Consider the following 22,389-nt stretch of genomic DNA (forward strand, 5'->3'; position numbering starts at 1 on the left):
GATTTGCTGGAATAAAGCCCGGAAATCGCCTACAAAAACGAGTGAGACAGGCGGGCCTCTCCCGCCTTCGTCTTCCCCGAACAGCCTACGAGGAGCAGTGCATGGCTCTCCCTGCAGCGGCTGGATCCGATCAGGCGGCCAGCGATCATGAGATCGCGGCCATGGTGCTGGGCGACGGCGGGCAGCGCAACGACGGCCTGCGCGTGCTGGTGCAGCCGCAGTTGGACTTGCTCACCGGCCGGATCGCGTCGGCGGAAGCGCTGTCGCGGTGGCAGCATCCCCGGCTGGGGATGCTGATGCCCGCGCAGTTCGTGCCCGCCATCAACCGGCTGGGCCTGGACGCCGCGTTTTTCCAGAAGGTGGCGCTGCGCGTGCTGGACGTACTGGCCGCCATGCGGCGCGCGGGCGTCACGGTGCCGGTGGCCATCAATGCGCCGGCCTCCACGCTGTCGGACATGCGCTGCGTGGATTTCCTGCTCGGCGAGGTGCGGCGCGCCGAGCTGCCGCCGACCATGCTGCGCGTCGAACTCACCGAAGACCAGCCCATGCGCGACGTGGACGTGCTGCGCGCGTCCCTGCTGAAGCTGGCGCAGGCCGGCTGCGAGGCCAGCCTGGATGACTTCGGCACCGGTTATGCGTCGATGAAACTGCTGTGCGCGCTGCCGCTGGCCGAGGTGAAGATCGACCAGTATTTCGTCACGCGCATGCGCCACAGCGCGGCCACCTTCGAAGTGCTGCGCGCGGCGTCGGAACTCGCGGCGCGGCTGGGGTGGCGCGTGGTCGCCGAAGGCGTCGAGAACCTGGGCGACATTCCCGTGCTGCGCGCGGCGGGGTGCCGCTATGGCCAGGGCTACGCGCTGGGCCGGCCCATGCCGGCGGACGAGCTCATCGCGCGCCTGCGCGAACAGCAGAGGAACGGCACGCCGCTGCGCGCTTCGGCCGATTACGCGTCCTCGTGGCTGGAGGCTTACGGCGAGGCGGCCGTCTTGCGCCGCCGGACCTGTAGCGCCACCGAGTAAAAGCGGCAGGCCCGCGGGCCGGGCGCGGCTATGCTGCAGGCGGAATGGCAAGCAGCAGGGCCACCGGCCAGTCGGCGAGCACCTCGTCCAGCGCCAGTTCGGCCGCGCCCGCGCTGCCGGCCAGTCCCGTGCCCTGGATGGCGTCGTAGAGCGCGGTCCGGGAAGCCGCCGCGCCCAGGCGCACGCGGGTGCCGGCCCAGAATGCCCGGGCGCCCGCGGCATCGCCCCGCGCGTAGCCGCGCAGCGCCCAGGCGCAAAGGCGCGGCGCGATCATGATCGCCGTGCCGTGCGCGCTGCGCCGCGCGCAGGCGTACACGTGGGCCGCCCGGGGTCCGGCGGTTTCCAGGCGTTCGCAATCGCCGTGGGCATAGAGCCCGGGCACCCGCCGGCGCGCCGCCAGCAGCCGCTGGATCAGCGCCTGCTTGACCGCGCCGCTGGTCCAGGCCGCCGGCGAGGTGTCGGGATGGGGCCGCGCCAGCGCGGCGTCCAGCAGGCGCGCGCGCAGGGCGTAGTCCACCGGACGGCGGTTGTCGGGGTCGACCATGCTGAAGTCCCAGAGCTCGGCGCCCTGGTAGAGATCCGGCACGCCGGGCAGGGTGTTGCGCAGCAGCGTCTGGGCCAGCCCGTTGATGAAGCCGGCGGGTTCGAGTTCGGCGGCATAGCCGGCCACTTCCTCGAGCACGGGCAGATTGGCGCCGAGCAGGCTCTGCACGAGGTCGGCGGCGGCCTTCTCGTAGCCGGCGTCCGGATCGGTCCAACTGGTGCGCAGCTTGGCCTCGCGCAGCGCCTTGACCTGCCATTGCGCGATGCGCTTGAGCCATGCGGCCGTTTCCCCGGGCCGCTCGCGCGGGTGCGCGGCCGTCCAGCCCGCCGGCCAGGCGCCCACCAGGGTCTGCAGCAGCATGTACACATCGGTCGCGGCCGGCGCCGGGCCGTGCGCCAGCGCGCCGACCCAGGCCCGCGCCTGCGCGGCCCATTGCGCCGGCCGTTCGCTGAGCACCGCCAGCCGGGCGCGGGCGTCTTCGCCGCGCTTGTGGTCGTGGGTGGCGGTGGCGAGCATGGCGCGGGGATGGCGGCGGCCGCGCTCCCGGCACAGGGCCGCGAATTCGCCCGGCTCCAGCGCGAAACGCCCGGGCGCCGCGCCCACTTCGTTGCGCGAGAGCAGCGGACCGTGCCGGTAGAAAAGCGTGTCTTCCAGCGCCTTGGCGGCCAGCGGCGGGGTCAGTTGCTGAAACCGACGCAGCGCCGCCGCGCGGGCGCGCGCCGCGGCCTCGTCCGGCGCGCCGCGGCCGTCCAGCCATTCGTCCAGCGCGCCCAGCAGGCGGGCATCGGCCATGCCGGGCCGCAGCGCCAGCAATTGCGCGGCGCGCCGCCATGCCTGGCGGCAACAGGCCAGGTCGGCCGGGCTGCGTCCGCCGTTTTCCGCGTAGCTGCGATAGACGGGAAAAGCCGTCAGCACGGCTTCGAGCACGCGGCCGATGGCGGGCGCGGTCCAGTCGCGGGTGCGCGTGTCCTGGCCCGCGGCGGCGGCCAGCGCGCGCGCCAGCGCGAGGCGTTCGGCGACGAAATGCCGCTCCAGCATGCGCCGCCGCGCGTCCTCCAGTTGCAGGGAGGCGGGACGGGCGTCGCCGCCCAGGGCGCGCCAGCATGCTTCCAGCACCGGGAGGGCGGCGGGATCGTGCAGCAGGGCGCCGACCTGGTCGAGGAAGTCGTAGCCCGTGGTGCCGTCGGCCTCCCAGCGCGGGTCCAGCGTCTCGCCCGGCGCGAGGATTTTCTCGACCACGATATAGGGCTGGCCGCAGCCGGCGGGCCGCGCCGCGCCGGCTGCGGCCAGGGCGCGGCGCAGCCGGTCCAGGTATTGCTGCGGCGAGGCGAGCCCGTCGACGTGATCGACCCGCACGCCGTCCAGGACGCTTTGCGCATACAGGCGCAGCACCAGCGCATGCACGTCGCGGAACACCGCGGGATCCTCCACCCGCACGCCCGCCAGCTCGCTGATCTCGAAAAAGCGTCGCCAGTTGATCTGGTCGGCCGCCGTGCGCCACCAGGCGAGGCGGTAGTGCTGGCGCTCCAGCACGGCATGCAGCGCCCGGCGTCCGTCGGCCCGGGCCGGGTCGTGGCGCCGCAGTACGTCGTCGGCAGCCGCGTCCTGGTCCAGCGAGCGCGCCGCCAGCGGCAGTAGCTGGCCCGCGGTTTCCACGGCGTAGCGGCCGTCCACGCGCCGCAGGCGGATGGCGCCGGCTTCCAGCGCCTCGCCGTAGGGCTCGCCCAGCACGGGCAGCAGCACCTTGCCCGCCAGCGCGGGATCGGGCGCATCCCAATCTATGTCGAAGTGGCCGGCGTAGGCGCTGGCGCGGCCTTCCTCCAGCACGGCGCGCCACCAGGGGTTGTCGACATGCGCGGCCATGTGGTTGGGAACGATGTCGGCGATCAGCCCCAGGCCCCGGGCGTGGGCGGCGTCGGCCAGCTCGAGCAGCGCGGCTTCGCCGCCCAGGTCATCGCTGACGCGGCCATGGTCGCAGACGTCGTAGCCATGGGCGGACCCCGGCCGCGCCTGGGTGATCGGCGACAGGTACAGATGGCTTGCCCCCAGCCGCGCGTAGTAGTCCACCTGCCGGCAGGCATCGCGCAGGGTGTAGCCGGCATGCAACTGGAGGCGGACGGTGGCGCGGGGCGGACTCGCGCTGCGGCCGGCGTATGCGGACGGGTCCGGCAGGCTCATGGAGGCGGCCTCCTGCCGCGCACGGCGGTGTCTGCCCCGGCGGCGGGCCGGGGGGGCGGCCTGGCGTCGCGGCCCTGGCGGACCGCGTCGAGGCGCCTGAGATTGTCCGGGCTGGCGAAACACTCGCATGCTTGCTGCGGCAGCCGGCGGCGCCAGTTGGGATGCCGCGCAACCGTGCCGGGCAGGTTGGGCTGCTCCAGCATGCCCGCCAGGTCTTCCATGGGCAGCAGCACCAGCGGGCAGGGGCTGGCGGAAACATAGCGCAGCAACGTGTCGTCGGGCACGGCCTCGGGCGGCCCGCCCGCCGCGCCGGCTGCGGCGGCCCGCCACAGCAGGGCGCGGTCCTGCGCCCGTTCGGCGCGCAGCGCCGTTTCATCGTCCGATTCGCCCAGCAAGCCGAGCCGGGCGCGCCAGTCGATGTCGCGCCCGGCCCACCAGCCGCGCAGCGTGGGCAGGTCGTGCGTGGTGCTCATGGCCGCCGCGCCGGCCGGCCAGCGCGGCGGCGGCAGAAACGGCGCGGGCGCGCCGGGCGCGGAGGGCGGACCGCGCATGAACCACAGCACGTCCATGCCCAGCAGTCCGTGGTCGGCCAGGCGCTCGTCGAACCCTTCCGGCACCGTGCCCAGGTTTTCGCCGATGGCAATGGCGCGGCGCCGCCACGCTTCCAGCGCGACCAGGTTGAGCAGGGTGTCCAGGGGCAGGCGCAGGTAGGCGCCCTCGCGGGCCGCCGCGCCCTCGGGAATCAGCCACAGCCGCGCCATGCCCAGGATGTGGTCGATGCGCACGCCGCCCGCATGCGCGAGGCTGGCGCGCAGCATGGCGAGAAACGCCGCATAGCCGCCCAGGCGCAGGGCGCGCGGCGAGAACGCTGTCAGGCCCCAGTTCTGGCCCAGCGTGTTGTGCAGGTCGGGCGGCGCGCCGATGGACAGGCCGCGCAGCAGCTCGGCCTGCCGGCCCCAGGCCATGCTGCCGTCGGGGCTGTCGCCCACGGCCAGGTCGGCCAGCAGCCCGATGCGCATGCCCGCGCCGCGCGCGGCCCGCTGCGCGCGCTCCAGGCTGTCGGCTGCCAGCCACTGCGTGAATTCGTGGAAGTCGACCTCGCGCGCGTGCGCGGCCGCGTATTCGCCCACGGCGGCGGAACCGGGGTCGCGCAGCGCCTGCGGCCATTGCGTCCAGGGCAGAGGGCTGCCACCGCCATCGCGCTGCGCGGCATGCAGGGCCTCGAATACCGCGTGATCGCGCAGAGGGCGGCCCTGGGCCTCGCGGTAGCGCCGGTACCGCTGGCGCAAGACGGCAGGCGCGGCGTCCACGAAACGCCGGTGGAGCGCGCGCAGCAACTGCTGCCGCCAGCGGCCCGCGGTTTCCCAGTCGATCAGCTCGCCGGCTTCCAGCGCCCGCAGCGAGGACAGTGCGCCGTCGGGCAGGCCGGCCATGGCCGCGCGCAGGGCGGATCCGCCCAGCACGCAGCCGGGTTCGGCGTACAGGGTATTGAGGAACAGACGGCTCGACGGCGAATACGGGCTGTCGCGCCCGGGTTCGGCGGCGAACATCGCATGCACCGGGCTGATGGCGAGCACGTCGGCGCCCTGCGCCGCCGCGGCCTCGGCCAGGGCGCGCAGCGCGCCGAAATGACCGTAGCCTTGCGTGCCGCCGGGGTCGCCGGGCGGCGCGTGGCGCAGGCTGTAGACCTGCGCGCTCAGGCCCCAGCAGCGCGCGGCCGCGCCCGCGAGCATGTCCAGCGCGGGCGCGCGGGGCGGCGCCACGGCCAGCGTCGTTTCGCCCGCGGGCGTGGACAGGGCGTGGTAGCCCGGTTCGTCCGGAACGCGCAGCGCTTCGTCCGGCCGCAGCGTGCCTTCCTCGGCGCGCCCCGATTCGCAGCGGATGCGGTAGCGGCCCGCCGGTCCGGGCACTTCCACCATGCCGCCCGCGCGCGCGACCAGCAGCGGCGGCAGCGAGCGCGCGTCTTCGGCGGCCAGCCGGCGGCGGCTGTCGCGGATCTGCCTCGGGGAACCCGCCGGCAGTTCCAGCGCGGCCAGGATGGCGCGCAGGGTATCGGGCGCCACCCGGCGCGGCTGCCGGCGCGCGTCGGTCCAGTGCTCGGCGATGCCGGCCTGCGCCGCCAGCGCCGACAGCGCCTGGACTTCGGCGCGGGCGTCTTCGGGACCGCGGGCGCTCATGCCTCGGGCTCCCGCAGCAGCCAGACGGCGCTGTCGCCCGGCAGGCTGCCCGTGGCCAGGGCATCGCGAACGCCGGCCAGCGACTCGAAGAGCAGGGCGTCGCCGGACTCGGGCCGGGGCGCCTCCTGCGCTTGTCCGCCCAGATTGGCGTAGAGGGTGAGCACGGCGCCATCGCCCAGCCGCCAGCGGGCCCGCACGGCGTGCCGGCCCAGCGCCTGCGCGCCCAGGCTGGAGGCGCCCGCCAGGCGCGGCACCACGCGCGCCGCCCGCAGCCGCAGCAGCGACTGGTAATAGGCCCGCCAGATCTGCTGGTCGGGCTCGGGCGTCCAGGGATTGCTGGCCTCATAGGTGGCCGGCGCATTCGGGTCCGGCAGCGCGGCGGCCGCGCCCGGCGCGGCGAACTCGGGAAAGCGCGCGAATTCGCGCCGCCGTCCCTCCCGCACCGCGTCGGCCAGGGCGGGATCGGGGTGGCTGGTGAAATACAGGAAGGGCGCGCGCGAACCGTTCTCCTCGCCCATGAAGACGAGGGGAATCTGCGGCGACAGCAATTGCAGCGCCACCGCCGCGCGCAGACGTTCGGGGCTGGCGGCCAGCGCCGTCAGCCGCTCGCCACGGGCGCGGTTGCCGGTCTGATCGTGGTTCTGCAGAAAGAGCACGAAGGCCGTGGGCGGCAGACCGCCGCTAGGCTCGCCGCGCGGCTGGCCGCCGCGGTAGGCCGAGGGCTGTCCCTGGTAGAGCCAGCCTTCGGCCAGGCAGCGCGCCAGCGCCTGCGCCGGTTCGGCGCTGTAATCGGCGTAGTAGCCTCGGCTTTCGCCGGTGAGCAGATGGTGCAGCACGTGGTGGGCGTCGTCGTTCCATTGCGCGCGGTAGTCGCGCCGCAGCAGCGAGGCGCGGTTGTCGTCGTTTTCCAGCACGAGATGCGTGCGGCGCGAGGGCGGCAGGCGCTCGCGCAGGAACTGCGCCAGCTCGTGCAGCCATTCGTGGCCGGCGATGGCGTGCACGGCATCCAGGCGCAGGCCGTCGAAGCGGAATTCGTCCAGCCAGTACAGCGCATTTTCCTTGAAGAAAAGACTGACGGCAGGCTGGCGGAAGTCGATCGCGTCGCCCCAGGGCGTGGGCACGTCGTGGCGGAAGAACGGCGCGGCGTAGGCGGAAAGATAGTTGCCATCGGGTCCGAAATGGTTGTAGACCACGTCCAGCATCATGCCCAGACCCAGTCCATGCGCGGCGTCCACCAGCCGCTTGAGTTCGTCCGGCGTGCCGTAGGCCGCGTCGGGCGCATAGGGCAGCACGCCGTCGTAGCCCCAGTTGCGCGGGCCGGGGAAATCGGCGATAGGCATGAGTTCCACCATGGTGATGCCTAGCTGCGCCAGCTCGGGCAGGCGCGCTTGCACGCCCGTGAAACCGCCGGCCAGACCCGGGTGCACTTCGTAGATCACCGTTTCTTCCCAGGGCCGGCCGGTCCAGGACGGATGCCGCCAGCGGTAGCCGGCGGGGTCGACCACCACGCTGGCGCCGTGCACGTCGCCGTCCTGCAGGCGCGAGGCAGGGTCCGGCGCCAGCGTGGCGGCGTCCAGGCGGTAGCGGTAACGCGTGCCCGGCCCGCATCGCACGTCGGCCTGCACGTAGCCTTGGGCGTCGCGGCGCAGCGCGATGGGCGGACGGCCTTCGATCTCCAGGGCCAGGCCCGGCGGGGCGGTGGGCGCCCACAGGCGGAACCGCGTCGTCCCGCCGCCCAGCGGCAGCGCGCCATGGGCATACGAATAGGCGGGCGGAGCCGCCGCGCCGGCGGAACGCATGCTCATGGCGCCGCTCCCTGCACCTTGGCCGCCGACAGCAGCACCACGCTGCGGGGGCCCACCGGAACCCGTGCGTCGGACAGGGGCGCGGCCGGCGCGAGGGTGCCGCTGTCCAGTTCGCGTATCCAGTGCTCGGCGGGCTGCGGCAGCAGAAAGGTCGCGGCCTCGTGGCCGGGATTGAGCAGCAGCAGTGTGATGTCCACGCTGCTGTCTTCGCGCCGCGCCGCGCGGCGCAGGGCCAGGGTGCGCTCCTCGGGATTCTGCCAGGCGGCTTCGTCCAGCGCCTGGCCTTCGGTGTCGAACCAAGACATGGCGGGCACGCCCGGACTGAGCTCCTCGGCGGCGTTGCCGTAGCGGGCGGCGCGCAGGCTGGGGTGGGCGCGCCGCAGGGCGATGAGGCGGGCGACGAAGCGCGACAGCTCGCGTCCCGCGTCGCTTTGCGCCTGCGTCCAGTCGAGCCAGGAAAGCGGGGCGTCCTGGCAGTAGGCGTTGTTGTTGCCTTCCTGGCTGTTGCCGAATTCGTCGCCCGCCAGCAGCATGGGCGTGCCATCCGAGAGGTACACCGTGGCGAGCATGGCGCGCTGCAGCAGCACGCGGGTCTGCAGGATGTCGGGATCGTCGGTGGGGCCTTCCTCGCCCCAGTTGTGGCTGTAGTTTTCGCCATGGCCGTCCTGGCCGTTCTCGCCGTTGGCTTCGTTGTGGCTGCCGTCGTAGCTCACGATGTCGGCCAGCGTGAAGCCGTCATGCGAGGCCACGTAGTTCACCGCGGCCCAGGGGCGGCGGTGGCGGTGATCGAAGAAATCGCGCGAGCCGCACAGGCGCGCCGCCATCTCGCCCCGCATGCCTTCGTCGCCGCGCCAGTAGCGGCGCGTGGCGTCGCGGAACTTGTCGTTCCATTCGGCGAACCCGGGCGGATGATGGCCGAGCTGGTAGCCGTCGGGGCCCACGTCCCAGGGCTCGGAAATCAGCTTCAGCCGCGACAGCATCGGATCCTGCAGCACCGCGTCGAAGAAGCCCGAGCCGGGGTCGAAACCCGTGCCCTCGCGGCCCAGGGTTGCGCCCAGGTCGAAGCGGAAACCGTCCACGCCATAGGAGGCGGCCCAGTAGCGCAGCGAGTCGGTCACCATCTGCAGCACGCGCGGGTGCGAGACATTGACCGTATTGCCGCAGCCGGTGTCGTTGATGTAGTAGCGCTCGTCGCCCGGCACCAGCCGGTAGTAGCTGGCGTTGTCCAGACCGCGCCAGGAGAGCGTCGGCCCCAGTTCGTTGCCTTCGCAGGTGTGGTTGTAGACCACGTCCAGGATCACCTCGATGCCGGCGGCGTGCAGCCGCCGTATGGCGCGGCGCAACTCGTTGGGCCCCTGGCCGACGTAGGCGGGCTCGGGCGCGAAGAAGGAGAGCGTGCTGTAGCCCCAGTAGTTGCGCAGGCCCCGTTCGAGCAGGAAGCGGTCCTGCAGGAACGCGTGCACCGGCATGAGCTCCACGGCGCTCACGCCCAGGCGCTGCAGGTGCTCGATGAAGCGCGGATCGGCCAGGGCGGCGCAGGTGCCGCGCAGCGGCTGGCGCAGGTCCTCGCGCTGCATGGACACGCCGCGCACGTGCATTTCGTAGAGGGTGGTGTCGGTCCAGGGCGTGCGGGGCGCCATGCTGTCGCCCCAGTTGAAGGGCGCTTCCTCGGTGACCACGGCCTTGGGCATGCAGGGCGCGCTGTCGCGGCGGTCCAGGCTGAGGTCGGCCCGGGCGTGGTTGATGCGGTAGCCGAACAGCGCGTCGCTCCAGTGCAGCGGCCCGGTGAGCTGCTTGGCGTAGGGGTCCAGCAGCAGCTTGTGCGGATTGAAGCGGTGGCCGTTGCGCGGGTCGTAGGGGCCGTGCGCCCGGTAGCCGTAGATCAGCCCGGGCTGCGCGTCGGGCAGGTAGCCGTGCCAGATCTCGTCGGTGCATTCCGGCAGCGTGAAGCGGCGCAGCTCCTTGCGCGCCTTGGGGTCGAACAGGCACAGCTCGATGCGCGTGGCGTGGGCCGAGAACACGGCGAAGTTCACGCCCAGGCCGTCGCTGGAAGCGCCGAGGGGGTAGGGCTTGCCGCCCTGGATGCGGTGCAGTTGGGTGGGATCCATGGGAATTCAGCCTGTCAAGAGTCGCCCTGGCCTAGGTGGAGCAGGAAAAGGGCCGAGAGCGGCGGCAGGGTCAGCGAAAGCGCCTGCGGGTGCCCGTGAGCGTGCGTGTCGCGGGTGTTCGCGCCGCCCTGGTTGCCCATGCCCGAGCCGCCGTAGCAGACGGCGTCGGTATTGATGCGCTCCACCCAGCGCCCGTGGCGCGGCACGCCGACGCGGTAATCGTGGCGCGCCACGGGCGTGAAATTGCAGACGGCGAGCAGCTGCTGGGCGCCGTCGGTGCGCACGAAAGCCAGCACGCTGTTGTCGTGGTCGTCCATCACGGCCCACGAGAAGCCGGCCGGGTCGGCGTCCAGGCGGTGCAGGGCGGGCAGTTCCGCATAGAGGGCGTTGAGATCGGCCACCAGCCGCTGCATGCCGCGGTGGCCGGGCGCGTCCAGCAGGTTCCAGTCGAGGTGGGCGTCGTGGTTCCATTCGGCGGGCTGCGCCAGCTCGCCGCCCATGAACAGCAGCTTCTTGCCCGGATGCGCCCACATGAAGCCCAGGTAGGCCCGCAGATTGGCCAGGCGCTGCCACGCGTCGCCGGGCATCTTGCCCAGCAGCGACCCCTTGCCGTGCACCACCTCGTCGTGCGAGAGCGGCAGGATGAAGCGCTCGCTGTAGGCATAGACCATGCCGAACGTGACGTCGTGATGGCGGTACTTGCGGTGAATGGGGTCGTGCGCCATGTAGTGCAGCGTGTCGTGCATCCAGCCCATGTTCCATTTGTAGTGAAAGCCCAGCCCGCCCTGATCCGCCGGCGCGGTCACGCCGGGCCAGGCGGTGGATTCCTCGGCCACCATGATGGCGTCGGGGTGCTCCGCGCGCACGGCGCTGTTGAGCTCCTGCAGGAACTGCACGGCCTCCAGGTTTTCGCGGCCGCCGTAGCGGTTGGGAATCCACTGGCCCGGCGCGCGGCTGTAGTCGCGGTAGAGCATGGACGCCACGGCGTCCACCCGCAGGCCGTCCACGTGGAAACGCTCCAGCCAATGCATGGCGCTGGCGATCATGAAGGCCTTCACCTCCGTGCGGCCGAGGTTGTAGACCATGGTGTGCCAGTCGGGGTGGTAGCCTTCGCGCGGGTCTTCGTACTCATAGAGCGCGCTGCCGTCGAAACGCGCCATGCCGTGGGGATCGTCCGGAAAGTGGGCGGGCACCCAGTCGAGAATGACGCCGATGCCGGCGGCATGGCAGGCGTCGACGAAGCGCGCGAAGGCGGCCGGCGGCCCCAGCCGGGCGGACGGCGCGAACATGCCCAGCGGCTGGTAGCCCCAGGAGCCGCCGAAAGGGTGCTCCATGACGGGCATGAGCTCCACATGCGTGAAACCGAGCGACTTGGCGTAGGCGGGCAGCCGGGCGGCGAGCCGGTCCCAGGCGCATTCCCCGCCGTCGGACGGGGCCCAGGAGGCGGCGTGCACTTCGTAGATGGAAATGGGCGCCTCGGGCGCCTGCCTGACGCCGCGTTCCTGCATCCATGTGTCGTCGCGCCAGGCGTAGGGCGCGGGGTCGTCCACCACCGAGGCGGTGGCCGGCGGCGCCTCGCTGCGCCGCGCCATGGGGTCCGCCTTGAGTAGCTGGACGCCGTCGCGCGTGGTCAGCGCGTACTTGTAGCGGGCGCCGGGCGCCACGCCCGGAATGAAAATCTCCCATACCCCGGCCGCGTGGCGCAGGCGCATCGCGTGGCGGCGCGCGTCCCAGCCGTTGAAGTCGCCCACCACGGCCACGCGGGCGGCATTCGGCGCCCACACCGCGCAGCGCAGCCCGTCCACGCCGTCCACCCGGGCCAGACGCGCGCCCAGCTCGCCCGCGGCGCGGCGCCACGAGCCCTGCGCCAGCTCGCGCAGCGCCGCGTCATCCAGCAGCGGGCCGAAGGCATAGGGGTCCGCGGTGATCTGCTCCGCGTCGGGCCAGCGGATGGCAAGGCGGTACGAGCTGCCGTCGCCCGGCCGCGCCCAGGGCGCCGGGCCGGCATACAGCCCCGGATCCTGCGCGGCGAGCGGGTGCCGCGCGCCGGTTTCGTCCAGCACGTCCACGCCCAGCGCGCCGGGCGCGAAAACCCGCACCTGGCCGCCGTGCGGGCCCAGCACGGAAAAGGGATCGTTGTGCGCGCCGCAGGCCAGGGCGGCCAGCGCGCCGGGTTCGAGGTCGGTAAAGGCTGCGGCTGACGTCATTGGGCGTTTCCTTGCGCGTCGATGGCGGCCGACATCAGGGTGTCGCGGGCAAGCTCGGTCAGCGCGCAGAGCGGGATCGAGATCCAGTCGGGACGGTGGCGGGCTTCATAGCTGACCTCATACGCCGCTTTCTCGATCTGCGCCAGCCGCAGCATGGCGGACTCCTGCTCGCCGTCCAGGGCGAGAGAGCTCGCCCGCGCGCCGCGATAGCCTTCCAGGAAGGCTTCGCTGGCGCGGCGGCGAAAGCGCGCCAGCAGCGCATCGCGCAGCTCCGCCGGCGCATTGGGCGCGCCCGGCGTGTCGGGCGCGCCGGCGGCCGCGTCCAGCGGCGCGCCGCCCACGGTTTCGCTGCGGGCCGCGGCCGCGGCGGCGTAGTCCAGCGAGCGCAGCATGCCCGCCACGTCCTTGCAGGGCGAGGCCAGGGCGCGCCGCGATTCCAGGTTGTTGATGGGCTCGCCTTCGAAGTCGATGAGATAGGCGTCGGTCTGCGCCACCAGCACCTGCCCCAGGTGGAAGTCGCCATGCACGCGCACGCGCAGCGTGCCGGCCTCGGCGCGCGCCAGCCGCGCCACCCGTTCGGCCAGGCGCTCGCGGTGCTCGAAGAACCACTCGGCGCATGCCTGCGAGGGCGTCTCCAGCCGGCCGAGCGCCTGGCGCAGGTCTTGCGCGGCCTGCTCCAGCAGGCCCTGCACCTGGGCCGCGTGCGCGGCCGCGTCGTCGGGCGTGCAGGCGTGCGGACGGAACGCCGGGTCGTCGGTGGGCGTGGCCAGCACGTTGTGCAGCTCGGCCAGGCGCTGGCCGATGGTGGCGGCCATGACCGCATAGCCCTCCATGCCGGCCTCGAATTCGTCGGCGCTCTGGCCCACGAGCAAGGCGTTGGCCAGCGTGCGCTTGAGGTAGTCCAGCGTCCAGCCCCAGGCGTCGCCTTCGTTGACCACGTACTGATGGGCCACCGCCAGCGTGTAGGGTACGCCGTCCGCGTCCACGCGCTGCACTTCGCCCAGCAGCGCGGGCACGTTGGCATAGCCGGCGCGCGTCAGGTGGCGCGTCATTTCGGCCTCGGGCGAGACGCCGCCGCGCACGGTGCGGATCAGCTTGAAAATGAGTTTGCCGTCCACGATCACCGAGCTGTTGGTCTGTTCCGCGCTGATCCACTGCATCGACGGCGGCTCGTCCAGCTCCACCGATTGCAGGCCGGCCTCCGGCAGGAACCGGATGACGCCGGGCTTGTCGCCCGGCTTGCCGGCGTCGCGGCCGTCCAGCTCGCGGCCGGCGCGCAGCGCCCGGACGATGTCGAGCACGAACTCCTCCTGCAGGAAGGCGTCGGCCAGCACGCCGACCTCGGCGCCGCGCCGCACCCGCGCGATGGGGTATTGCACCGCCGCGGCCTCGTCCCACACCAGCATGAAGGGCGCCTGGGCGCGCGCGCCGCCGTCGCCGTCCGCCGGCTCCAGCTCGGCCCAGTAATACTCGCCCCGGCCCTGGGTGAAGGGCGTGGCGTAGACCAGGCGCGCGCGCCGGGGCGGCGTGCTGGCCGGATACCAGCGCTGGCGCGCGAGGTACTGCGGCAGCACTTCGGTTTCCAGGGTGTTGCGCGAGCCGTCGGTCAGCACCGCGCCGCCGCGCGAGCGCAGCACCAGCGTGGGCAGCTCGGGCATCTGCTGCGGCGCGCTGGCGTGCCAGTCCGGCGGCGCGGCGTCCTGGCTCAGGTCCATCCAGTAGAACGCGTAGGGCGGCAGCGTCAGCAGGTAGGGCAGCTCGCCGATGGCGGGGAAGGGCGTGCCTCCCAGCATTTCCACCGGCACCCGGCCGGCGAATTCCTGCAGGTGCAGCTCCACCGGCTGCGCCGCGTTGGACAGGTTGGCCACGCACAGAATGGTGGTTTCTCGCCACTGCCGCAGATAGGCCAGGATCTTGCGGTTGCCGGCAAAGATGAAGCGCAGCGCGCCGCGCCCGAAGGCGTGGCTCTGGCGCCGCTGCGCCAGCAGGCGCCGCGTCCAGTTGAGCAGCGAATGCGGGTCGCGCTGCTGCGCCTCCACGTTGACGGCCTCATAGCCGTACAGCGGCCCCATCAGCACGGGCAGCGGCAGGCGCTCGGGGTCGGCGCGCGAGAAGCCGCCATTGCGGTCGGGCGACCACTGCATCGGCGTGCGCACGCCGTCGCGGTCGCCCAGGTGCACGTTGTCGCCCATGCCGAGCTCGTCGCCGTAGTACAGCACCGGCGTGCCGGGCATGGACAGCAGCAGGCTGTTCATCAGTTCCACCCGCCGCCGGTCGCGCTCGAGCAGGGGCGCGAGGCGGCGCCGTATGCCCAGGTTGATGCGCGCGCGCGGATCGGCGGCGTACACGTTCCACAGGTAGTCGCGCTCGCGGCTGGTCACCATTTCCAGCGTCAGCTCGTCGTGGTTGCGCAGGAAGATGGCCCATTGGCAGGTTTCCGGGATGTCGGGCGTCTGCTTGATGATGTCGGTGATGGGAAAGCGGTCTTCCTGCGCGATGGCCATGTACATGCGCGGCATCAGCGGAAAATGGAACGACATATGGCATTCGTCGCCGGCGCCGAAGTACTCCTGCGCGTCTTCCGGCCACTGGTTCGCCTCGGCCAGCAGCATGCGCCCCGGATACTCGGCGTCGATCACCGCGCGGATCTGCTTGAGCACCGCGTGCGTCTCGGGCAGGTTCTCGTTGTTGGTGCCTTCGCGCTCCACGAGGTAGGGCACGGCGTCCAGCCGCAGGCCGTCCACTCCCATGTCCAGCCAGTAGCGCATGACCGACAGTACTTCCTTGAGCACCTGCGGGTTGTCGTAGTTGAGGTCGGGCTGGTGCGAATAGAAGCGGTGCCAGTAATAGGCGTTGGCCACCGGGTCCCAGGTCCAGTTCGAGGTCTCGGTGTCGCAGAAGATGATGCGCGTGCCGGCGTAGGCCTTGTCGTTGTCCGACCATACGTAGTAGTTGCGCGCGGCCGAGCCCGGCCTGGCGCGGCGCGCGCGCTGGAACCACGGATGCTGGTCGGAGGTGTGGTTGACCACCAGTTCGGTAATCACGCGCAGCCCGCGCGCGTGCGCCGCGCGGATCAGCTTGCGCACGTCGCCCACCGTGCCGTAGTCGGGGTGCACGCCGCGGTAGTCCGCGATGTCGTAGCCGTCGTCGCGCCGCGGCGACGGGTAGAACGGCAGCAGCCAGATCGTATTGACGCCCAGCCCGGCGATATAGTCCAGCTTGGAGATCAGGCCGGGCAGGTCGCCCACGCCGTCGTCGTTGGAATCGAAGAACGATTTCACGTGCAACTGGTAGATGACGGCGTCTTTGTACCAGAGGGCGTCGTCCAGGGGGGCTTGGGTTTCGCTGATCATGATGCCACGCGGTTCAGCCGCCCAGCGACAGGCGCCACAGGCGGTAGGGTTGATCGGGGGAGAGGACGACGCGGCGCGTCTTGCCGCGCCAGGTCTCGCGCGTTTCGGCCAGCAGGTCTTCCGCGGCCAGTTCGCCGGTGTCGGGCTGGCCGAACAGCCACAGCGGCGCTTCTATCCAGGCTTCCTGCGCGCCGTGCGGGTCCAGGCTGATGGCGGCCAGCACCACATTCCCCAGGCCCGGCGTGGCCTTGTAGAAAGCCAGCACCCGGCCGTTGCCGCTTTCCGTCGGCGTATAGCCGCGGTGGGTCTGCAAGGCGGGGTTGGCGCGGCGGATGAGGTTCAGCCGGGTGATTTCGGCGCGGATATTGCCCGGGGCATGCCAGTCGCGCTGGCGCAGCTCGTACTTCTCTGCGTCGAGGTACTCTTCCTTGCCGGGCAGCGCGGCCGATTCGCACAGCTCGAAACCGCTGTACAGGCCCCACAGGCCCGAGCCGGCCGCCGCCAGGGCGGCGCGGATGAGAAAGCCGGGCCGCCCCGAGGTCTGCAGGAACACGGGGTTGATGTCCGGCGTGTTCACGAAGAAGTTCGGACGGAAGAAGTCGGCCGCCGGCGGGGCCGACAGCTCGCGCAGGTAGTCGTCGAGCTCTTCCTTGTCGTTGCGCCACGTGAAGTAGGTGTACGACTGGGTGAAGCCGATCTTGGCCAGCCGGTACATCATCTTCGGCCGGGTGAACGCTTCCGACAGGAAGATCACGTCCGGGTGGCGGGCGTGGACCTCGGCGATCATCCATTGCCAGAACGGCAGGGGTTTGGTGTGCGGATTGTCCACGCGGAAGATGCGCACGCCGTGCTCCACCCAGAACAGCACCACGTCGCGCAGGGCCCGCCACAGCGGCAGCCGGCGCATGTGCCGGCCGGTGGCGCCGTAGAAGGCCACGTTGACGATGTCCTCGTATTTCTTGGGCGGGTTTTCTGCATAGCGCAGCGAGCCGTCCGGCCGCCAGGAGAACCAGTCCGGGTGCTGGGCCAGCCAGGGGTGGTCGGGCGAACACTGGATGGCGTAGTCCAGGGCGAGCTCCATGCCGTGGGCCGCGGCGGCATCCACCAGCCGCAGGAAGTCGTCCAGCGTGCCCAGCGCGGGCTCGATGGCGTCATGCCCGCCATTCGCCGAGCCGATGGCGTAGGGGCTGCCGAGGTCGCCGGGCTCGGCCCGCAGACTGTTGTTGCGCCCCTTGCGGTTGCGCTCGCCGATGGGATGGATGGGCGGCATGTACAGCACGTCGAATCCCATGTCGCGGATGTCGGGCAGCCGCGCGATCACGTCGTCGAAGGTGCCGTGGCGGCCGGGTTCGCGCGCCTGCGAACGCGGGAAGAGCTCATACCAGCTGGCAAAGCCCGCTTCGCGCCGGTCGACCCACAACGGAAAGGGCACGGGGCTTTCCGTCTCGAAGGAGCGTTCGGCCGCTACCCGCATCGCCTGCGCCAGCCCCTCTTCGAGCAGCGCGGGAATGCGGCTTTCGGCGGAATGCGCGGCGTCGTCCTCGAACATCGCCAGCGTCTCGGCCAGCCGCCGCCGCGCATCGTCGTCGTTCAGGTCACCGGCGCGGGCCAGGGCCGCGCGCAGCAGCGCCAGGCCTTCCTGCACTTCCAGGCCGACGTCGGCGCCGGCGCGGTGCTTCACTTCCAGCTCATGGCGGAAGCTTTCCCACGCATCCAGCCACGCGCAGACGGCGAATTCGTGCGGGCCGACGCGGTGCGGCCGGAAACTCGCCTCCCAGCGGTCGTTGGATTCGTGGCGCATGGGCTCGGCGCGCCAGCGCGTCTCGTCGACGGCGCGCCAGCGCAGTTCGGCGGCGATCCGGTCATGGCCGTCCATATAGATGTCGGCCTGCACGGTGACGCGTTCGTGGGCGATGCACTTCACCGCGAAAGCGCCGCCGTCCACCGACGGCGTCACCTGCTCGATGACGATGCGCGCGGCGGCGCCGCCCTCGGTGCGCGGCCGCGCCCGGGGGCCCGGTTCGTGCACCGGCTCGGCGGGCGCCAGCATGAAAAGCGCGCAGCCGCCCGGGGGCAGCCTGTCGTCCCGCAGGCGGCGATGGGGCGGCGCGTCGTCGCGGGACACCCGGCCGGCGGGCAGCAGCGGGGCGATGGCGTCCCAGTCGATCGCCGCGGCGTCCGCGCCGCGGGGGTTGACGGCCAGCGCCGCCGCGCCGCCGTTGCGCGAGGCCCGCAGCAACACCGTGGCCCGCCCGTCGCGCCCGCCCAGCATGTGCAGCGGGCCGCGCAGGCGGGCCTGTTCCATCCAGCGCCGGGCCCCGGCCAGCTCTTCCGACGGCTCGCCGCCTTCCTCGAGCAGCAGCGCGTCGCCGGCCAGGGCGGCGCACCACACGGCCCGCGCGTCGGCCTGCTGCGCCGGCGACAGCGCGGCGATCACCGCCGCCGCGCCGCGCAGCCGCGCGTCCTCGTCGGCGAACCAGGACGATTTGTAATCCCACCAGGGCAGGGACGACACCAGGCCGTCGAAACGCGCCTCGCGCAGCGCCGTCGCCGCCGGGGCCGGCAGGCCCGGCGTCCAGGCCAGCAGCGCCACGTCCTCGCGCGCATTGCGCAGCGCCGTGTTCAGCGCCAGCCATTGGGCGGCCTCCAGGCTGTCGGGCGCGTGGAACAGGAATCCCGCCACGCCATGGGCCGTCCACCCCGCCAGGCGTTCCGCCCACGCTTGCACGAAACCGGGCGGCGCGGGTCCCTGGCGCAGGGCCAGCATGTCCAGGTCTTCGGCCGGCAGGCGTGGGTCGCGGGCGGGGAATTCCGCGCGCGGCTGATACCAGCCCGGCCCGCGCGTGGCGGCCACGGCCTGCCGCGCCACCCGGTCCAGCCGCAGCTCCACCATCAGCGCCAGCCCGTGCGCCGAGGCCGCGCGCGCCGCCGCGGCGAACCACTGCGCAATGGGCGCGGGGGCGCCCTCGAGCAGGGCCGTGTCGGCGTCCGCCGGTGCGCTCGCGGCGGCGCCCGAGGCTCCGATCCAGGGCGCGGGCAGCATCAGCGCGGTCGCGCCCTGCGCGCGCGCGCGGGCGCACAGCGCGGCGTCCGGCGGGCCGTCCCGCGCTTCGAGGCGGACGCTGCACGCCGCAGGGGCTGGCACGTTCGGGGCCATCGAGGGCTGGGCGGGAGACACCGGGCGCTCCTTGTGCAATGGCGGTCCTTACAACGATGCCGCGGCCGGCCGGGAAGAAGCCGCGTGCCGGCGCGGCGCCAGCACGGACCCGCCGGCCAGCGACGCGGACGCGGCCGGCATGGGCAGCAGCTTGGGCCCGGCCGGATGAGATCCGGCCAGGGTGCGGTAGAGATTCGCGTACAGCGTTACCGCGGACCGCCAACTGAAGTCGGCCGTCATGGCATTGCGCTGCATGGCGCGCCACAGCACGTGCTGGCCGCGCAGGGCGAGCGCCCGGTCGACGGCGCCGGCCATGGCCTCGGGGCTGTCGCCGTCGAACAGAAAGCCGTTGGCGCCGGCCATGGCCGACAGCGGGGCGCGCGGGCCCGGATCCTCGATCGTGTCCGCCATGCCGCCCACGCGCGAGCCGATGGGCAGGGCGCCGTAGCGCATGGCGTAGAGCGGCGTCAGGCCGAAGGGTTCGAAGCGGCTGCCGTGCAGCAGCAGGTCGGTGCCGGCATGCAGCTGGTGGGCGGTGGCTTCGTCGTAGCCGATGTGCGCGCCGCAGCGCCCCGGGTAGGCGCGCTCCAGCGCCCGCAGGCGCTGCTCGAAGCGGCGTTCGCCCTGTCCGAGTATGGCGACCTGCAGGTCGGGATGGCGATCGAGCGCGGCGGGCAGCACCTGCGCGGCCACGTCGGCCATCTTCTGTTCGGTCAGGCGGCTGCCCATGGCCAGGACGGTGGCGTCGGGCCGCACGGCCAGCCCGAACGCCTTCTGCAGCGCGGCCTTGCACAGCGCCTTGTTGCCCAGGTCGCGGGGGCCGAAGCGGAGATCGCCGAGATGCGGATCGCGCACGGGATTCCACAGCACCGGGTCGATGCCGTTGGGAATCGGCAGCAGGTCCGCCCCGCGGGCGCGCAGCAGGCCGTCCAGTCCGCAGCCGAAGGCGGGCGTGAGGATTTCCCGCGCATAGGTGCGGCTCACGGTGGTGACGCGGTCGGCGTAGCGGATGCCGGCCTTCATGAAGTTCAGGCGCCCCCACGCGACCAGGCCATCTTCGTTGCACCAGGCGGCGTCGATGCCGAACCCGGCCGCGTCTTCGACGGGAAACTGGCCCTGGAACGCCAGGTTGTGGATGGTGAGTATGCTGCGCACGCCGTTGACGCCCGCCGCGCGCAGCAACAGGGGCACGAGCGCGGCGTGCCAGTCGTGCGCATGCACCAGATCGGGGCGGGGCAGCCCGCCCGCGCCCTGGGCGATGCGCACCGCCGCGTGCGCCAGCGCCGCATAGCGCAGGCCGTTGTCGGGATATTCCGCGCCGCATTCGTCCGCGTACAGGCCGGCGCGGTCGTAGAGCGCATCGTTTTCGAGCAGCAGGAACGATATGCCGGAGCGCGGGCACGCGCCCTGGAGCAGCCTGGCCGGCCCGCCGGGCATCGGCGCGAACTCCGCGGCCACGCGCACCCGCTGCAACTGACGGCGCACGCCCCGATAGGCGGGCAAGAGCACGGTTACCGCGATGTCGGCCTCATCGAGCGCGCGCGCCATGCCGGTGATGGCATCGCCCAGCCCGCCGGTCTTTGCCAGGGGAAACGCTTCTGCGGCTACTATCAATATCGTGGTCGTCGCCATGCTTGCTCCCGGTTGTCGCCGGGCGGCTCGAAAAAAATGGGGGCCGCCCACTGCAGTGCCGCTCCTGCAGCAAGCGCCGTGCCCGGAATGTTTCAGCACGGCGCCAAGCCGGCGCGCGGGCGCGGCAGGGCTGCCGTTGTTGCCGCCGTTGTAATTTTGGGAGCGGCCCGCGCGCCGGCGGACGGTTCCGGGCACGCGGATTGCTGGCGGCGCGGAAAGTTCCCTCCATCGCTCTCGACGGGCAAGGAGTCCATCATGACGAACCGATCCCAACCCCAGACCCAGACGCCCGGCCCGGGCCGGCCGTCGTCCGTCCCCGACCAGAGCCCTGCGGAAGGGCCCCATCCCAGCGCTACCACGCGCGTGCCGGACTCGAACGGAAGATGGCCGCCCGACAGCCTGCCCAACCCCATGCCGGGCCTGGACCCGCAGCAGACCCCGGGCATCGACCGCCTGGGCGAGGCGGGCGAGCGTCAGCGCGCATGGATGCGGGCCGGGCGCGAGCTCTGACGGCCCGCCGGCCGCCGCGCCGGCGGCAGCGGATACCCCGATGCACAGATCCCGATTCAAGGAGCAGCCATGGACAGGCATGCATGGACGAACAAATTGCGCCGCGACGACGACGCCACGCGCGTGCTGCGCGAGCTGGCCTCCAGCGTGGAGGCGCTGCTGCACAGCACGGCCGGCTACGGCGACGACGTGGAGGCCGCGCGCGGACGGCTGAGGCGACGCCTCGAATCGGCGCGCGAGCACGCGCGGCACTGGGAAGACGCGGCCCTGGAGCGCGCGCGGCGAGTGTCGCGCGCCACGGACGGCTATGTGCACGAGAACGCCTGGAAAACCATGGCCGGCGCCGCGCTCATAGGATTGCTGGCGGGCATTTGCCTGGGGTCGGGCGGCCGGCGCTGACGCCATCCGAGGGAAGGCGCGTGGGGCGCGCGGACGGCCGGCGGGGAGCGGCTCGGAATCGGTCTGCTTCATCCTTCTTGTGCATTGCCGCCCGCCCGGATTTACCGCAGCATGTCAGGTTTATGTCCGCAAGAATGCGGGCGCTCTCATACCGACCATCATGGCCGCACACACGCAAGCGCCTTCCGGCAAGGGCTCGTTCCTGGGTTCGCTGCTCGCCGCCGTTCTCATGCTGGCCGCGATCGCGGCCGTGCTGGCTTTCGCGGCCACCCGCGTGGTGCAGCAGCGCGTGGCCGCTGCGCTGGGGCCGCGCGCGGCCATCGGCGACATCAGCGTGGGCTGGCGGCGCGTGGAGCTGTCCAACGTGACCATCCAGGGCGCGGCCGGCGAGGCGCCGGTTCGCGCGCGGCGGGTGGCGCTCACGCCGCGCTGGACGTCGTTTCTCCAGGACGAGGCGGTGTTCGACCACATCCTCATCGAGGGTTTCGAATTCACCGTGCTGCGCGCGGCGGATGGCGACATGCAGATCGCGCCGGCCTTGCAATCCTCCCTGAAGCTGCGCGCCGGCGGCAGCGAGCCGGGCCGCGGACGCGGCATGCGGGCGGAGCAGGTGGAGCTGCGCGGCGGCCGGCTCGATTTCCTCGACGCCGTCATTGCGCGGCCTGCCCACCGCATTCCCTTCGAGGCGGTGCAGGCCCGCCTGGCCCCGCTGGCGCTGCCGGCCGAGGGCCAGCGCGCCCGCATCGAATTCGACGGCGTGGTGTCCGCCGGCCCGGCGGGCAACCGCGGTGGCCCCGCCAGGGTGCGCGCGCGCGGTTGGGTGGTCCCGGGCGGCTCGGACGCCGACATGCAGGTCGCGGTGCGCAACCTGGACATCCGCCACGCCGCGCCCTATCTGGCCGAGAACGGCGCCGCCTCGCTGGCGGGCGGGGCCATGGACCTGGACATGAAAACCGTGGTCGACCAGCGCGAGCTGCGCGCCCACGGCGCCGTCACCCTGCACCGGCTGCAATTCGCGGGCGAGGGTCAGCTGTTCTCGCTGCCGCGCGAGGCGGTGCTCGCCGCCCTCAAAGACCGCCAGGGCGACGTGCGCCTGACGTTCGCGCTCTCCGGCAACCTGGACAACCCCCGCTTTTCGGTCACGCGCGGATTCTCCGCGCAGATTGCCAGCGGCCTGGGCAGGGCCATCGGCGTGGGAGCGGAGGGCGCGGCCGAAGGCGTGGGCAGCGCCGTGAAGAACCTGGGCGAGGCCATTTCCGATCTGTTTGGCCAGTAGCCCCGCCGGACCCGCGGTTCAGCG

At 72.4% G+C, this 22,389-nt stretch carries 12 protein-coding genes; 4 read left to right on the plus strand and 8 right to left on the minus strand.

Features of this window, described 5'->3' with window-relative positions:
- Positions 1 to 101 precede the first annotated feature (101 nt).
- Positions 102 to 1,019, plus strand: a complete 918-nt coding sequence (locus NGJ44_RS18910; protein WP_251865065.1) for an EAL domain-containing protein — start codon at positions 102 to 104, stop codon at positions 1,017 to 1,019.
- 28 nt (positions 1,020 to 1,047) lie between these two features.
- On the opposite strand, the gene treY is transcribed toward NGJ44_RS18910, so the two are convergent.
- The 8 genes from treY to glgA are packed head-to-tail and all read right to left on the minus strand — an operon-like array spanning position 1,048 to position 20,180.
- Complete coding sequence (gene treY, locus NGJ44_RS18915; RefSeq protein ID WP_251865067.1) at positions 1,048 to 3,741, minus strand: malto-oligosyltrehalose synthase; 2,694 nt, start codon at positions 3,739 to 3,741, stop codon at positions 1,048 to 1,050.
- Positions 3,738 to 5,918, minus strand: coding sequence for a 4-alpha-glucanotransferase (gene malQ / locus NGJ44_RS18920; RefSeq protein WP_251865069.1), 2,181 nt, complete (start codon positions 5,916 to 5,918; stop codon positions 3,738 to 3,740). Before malQ ends, treY begins: the two co-directional genes overlap by 4 nt.
- Positions 5,915 to 7,723, minus strand: a complete 1,809-nt coding sequence (treZ, locus tag NGJ44_RS18925) for a malto-oligosyltrehalose trehalohydrolase (protein ID WP_251865071.1) — start codon at positions 7,721 to 7,723, stop codon at positions 5,915 to 5,917. Before treZ ends, malQ begins: the two co-directional genes overlap by 4 nt.
- Entirely contained in the window at positions 7,720 to 9,831 is a 2,112-nt protein-coding gene (gene glgX / locus NGJ44_RS18930; RefSeq protein WP_251865073.1) for a glycogen debranching protein GlgX, read from the minus strand. Before glgX ends, treZ begins: the two co-directional genes overlap by 4 nt.
- Positions 9,832 to 9,845: 14 nt before the next feature.
- Positions 9,846 to 12,038, minus strand: a complete 2,193-nt coding sequence (gene glgB, locus NGJ44_RS18935; RefSeq protein WP_251865074.1) for a 1,4-alpha-glucan branching protein GlgB — start codon at positions 12,036 to 12,038, stop codon at positions 9,846 to 9,848.
- Complete coding sequence (gene treS / locus NGJ44_RS18940; RefSeq protein WP_251865076.1) at positions 12,035 to 15,391, minus strand: maltose alpha-D-glucosyltransferase; 3,357 nt, start codon at positions 15,389 to 15,391, stop codon at positions 12,035 to 12,037. Before treS ends, glgB begins: the two co-directional genes overlap by 4 nt.
- 13 nt (positions 15,392 to 15,404) lie before the next feature.
- Positions 15,405 to 18,548, minus strand: coding sequence for a maltotransferase domain-containing protein (locus tag NGJ44_RS18945; protein WP_502802150.1), 3,144 nt, complete (start codon positions 18,546 to 18,548; stop codon positions 15,405 to 15,407).
- A gap of 48 nt (positions 18,549 to 18,596) precedes the next feature.
- Positions 18,597 to 20,180, minus strand: coding sequence for a glycogen synthase GlgA (gene glgA, locus NGJ44_RS18950; protein ID WP_251865078.1), 1,584 nt, complete (start codon positions 20,178 to 20,180; stop codon positions 18,597 to 18,599).
- Positions 20,181 to 20,435: 255 nt separating this feature from the next.
- Between glgA and NGJ44_RS18955 the strand changes: the two genes are divergently transcribed.
- The 3 genes from NGJ44_RS18955 (at position 20,436) to NGJ44_RS18965 (ending at position 22,365) form a co-directional block, all read left to right on the plus strand.
- Positions 20,436 to 20,690: a hypothetical protein gene (locus NGJ44_RS18955; RefSeq protein ID WP_251865080.1), complete on the plus strand. Its 255-nt coding sequence runs from the start codon at positions 20,436 to 20,438 to the stop codon at positions 20,688 to 20,690.
- A 69-nt stretch (positions 20,691 to 20,759) separates the two neighbouring features.
- A complete protein-coding gene (locus NGJ44_RS18960) occupies positions 20,760 to 21,089 on the plus strand; it encodes an ElaB/YgaM/YqjD family protein (RefSeq protein WP_251865082.1) in 330 nt (109 codons plus the stop codon).
- 160 nt (positions 21,090 to 21,249) lie between these two features.
- Positions 21,250 to 22,365 (plus strand): DUF748 domain-containing protein, encoded by a 1,116-nt coding sequence (locus tag NGJ44_RS18965; protein WP_251865084.1) that lies wholly within the window; start codon positions 21,250 to 21,252, stop codon positions 22,363 to 22,365.
- The last annotated feature ends 24 nt before the right edge of the window (positions 22,366 to 22,389 follow it).

Origin of the sequence: Achromobacter sp. Marseille-Q4962, assembly GCF_943737005.1 — a bacterium.
Classification (GTDB): Bacteria; Pseudomonadota; Gammaproteobacteria; order Burkholderiales; family Burkholderiaceae_B; genus Achromobacter.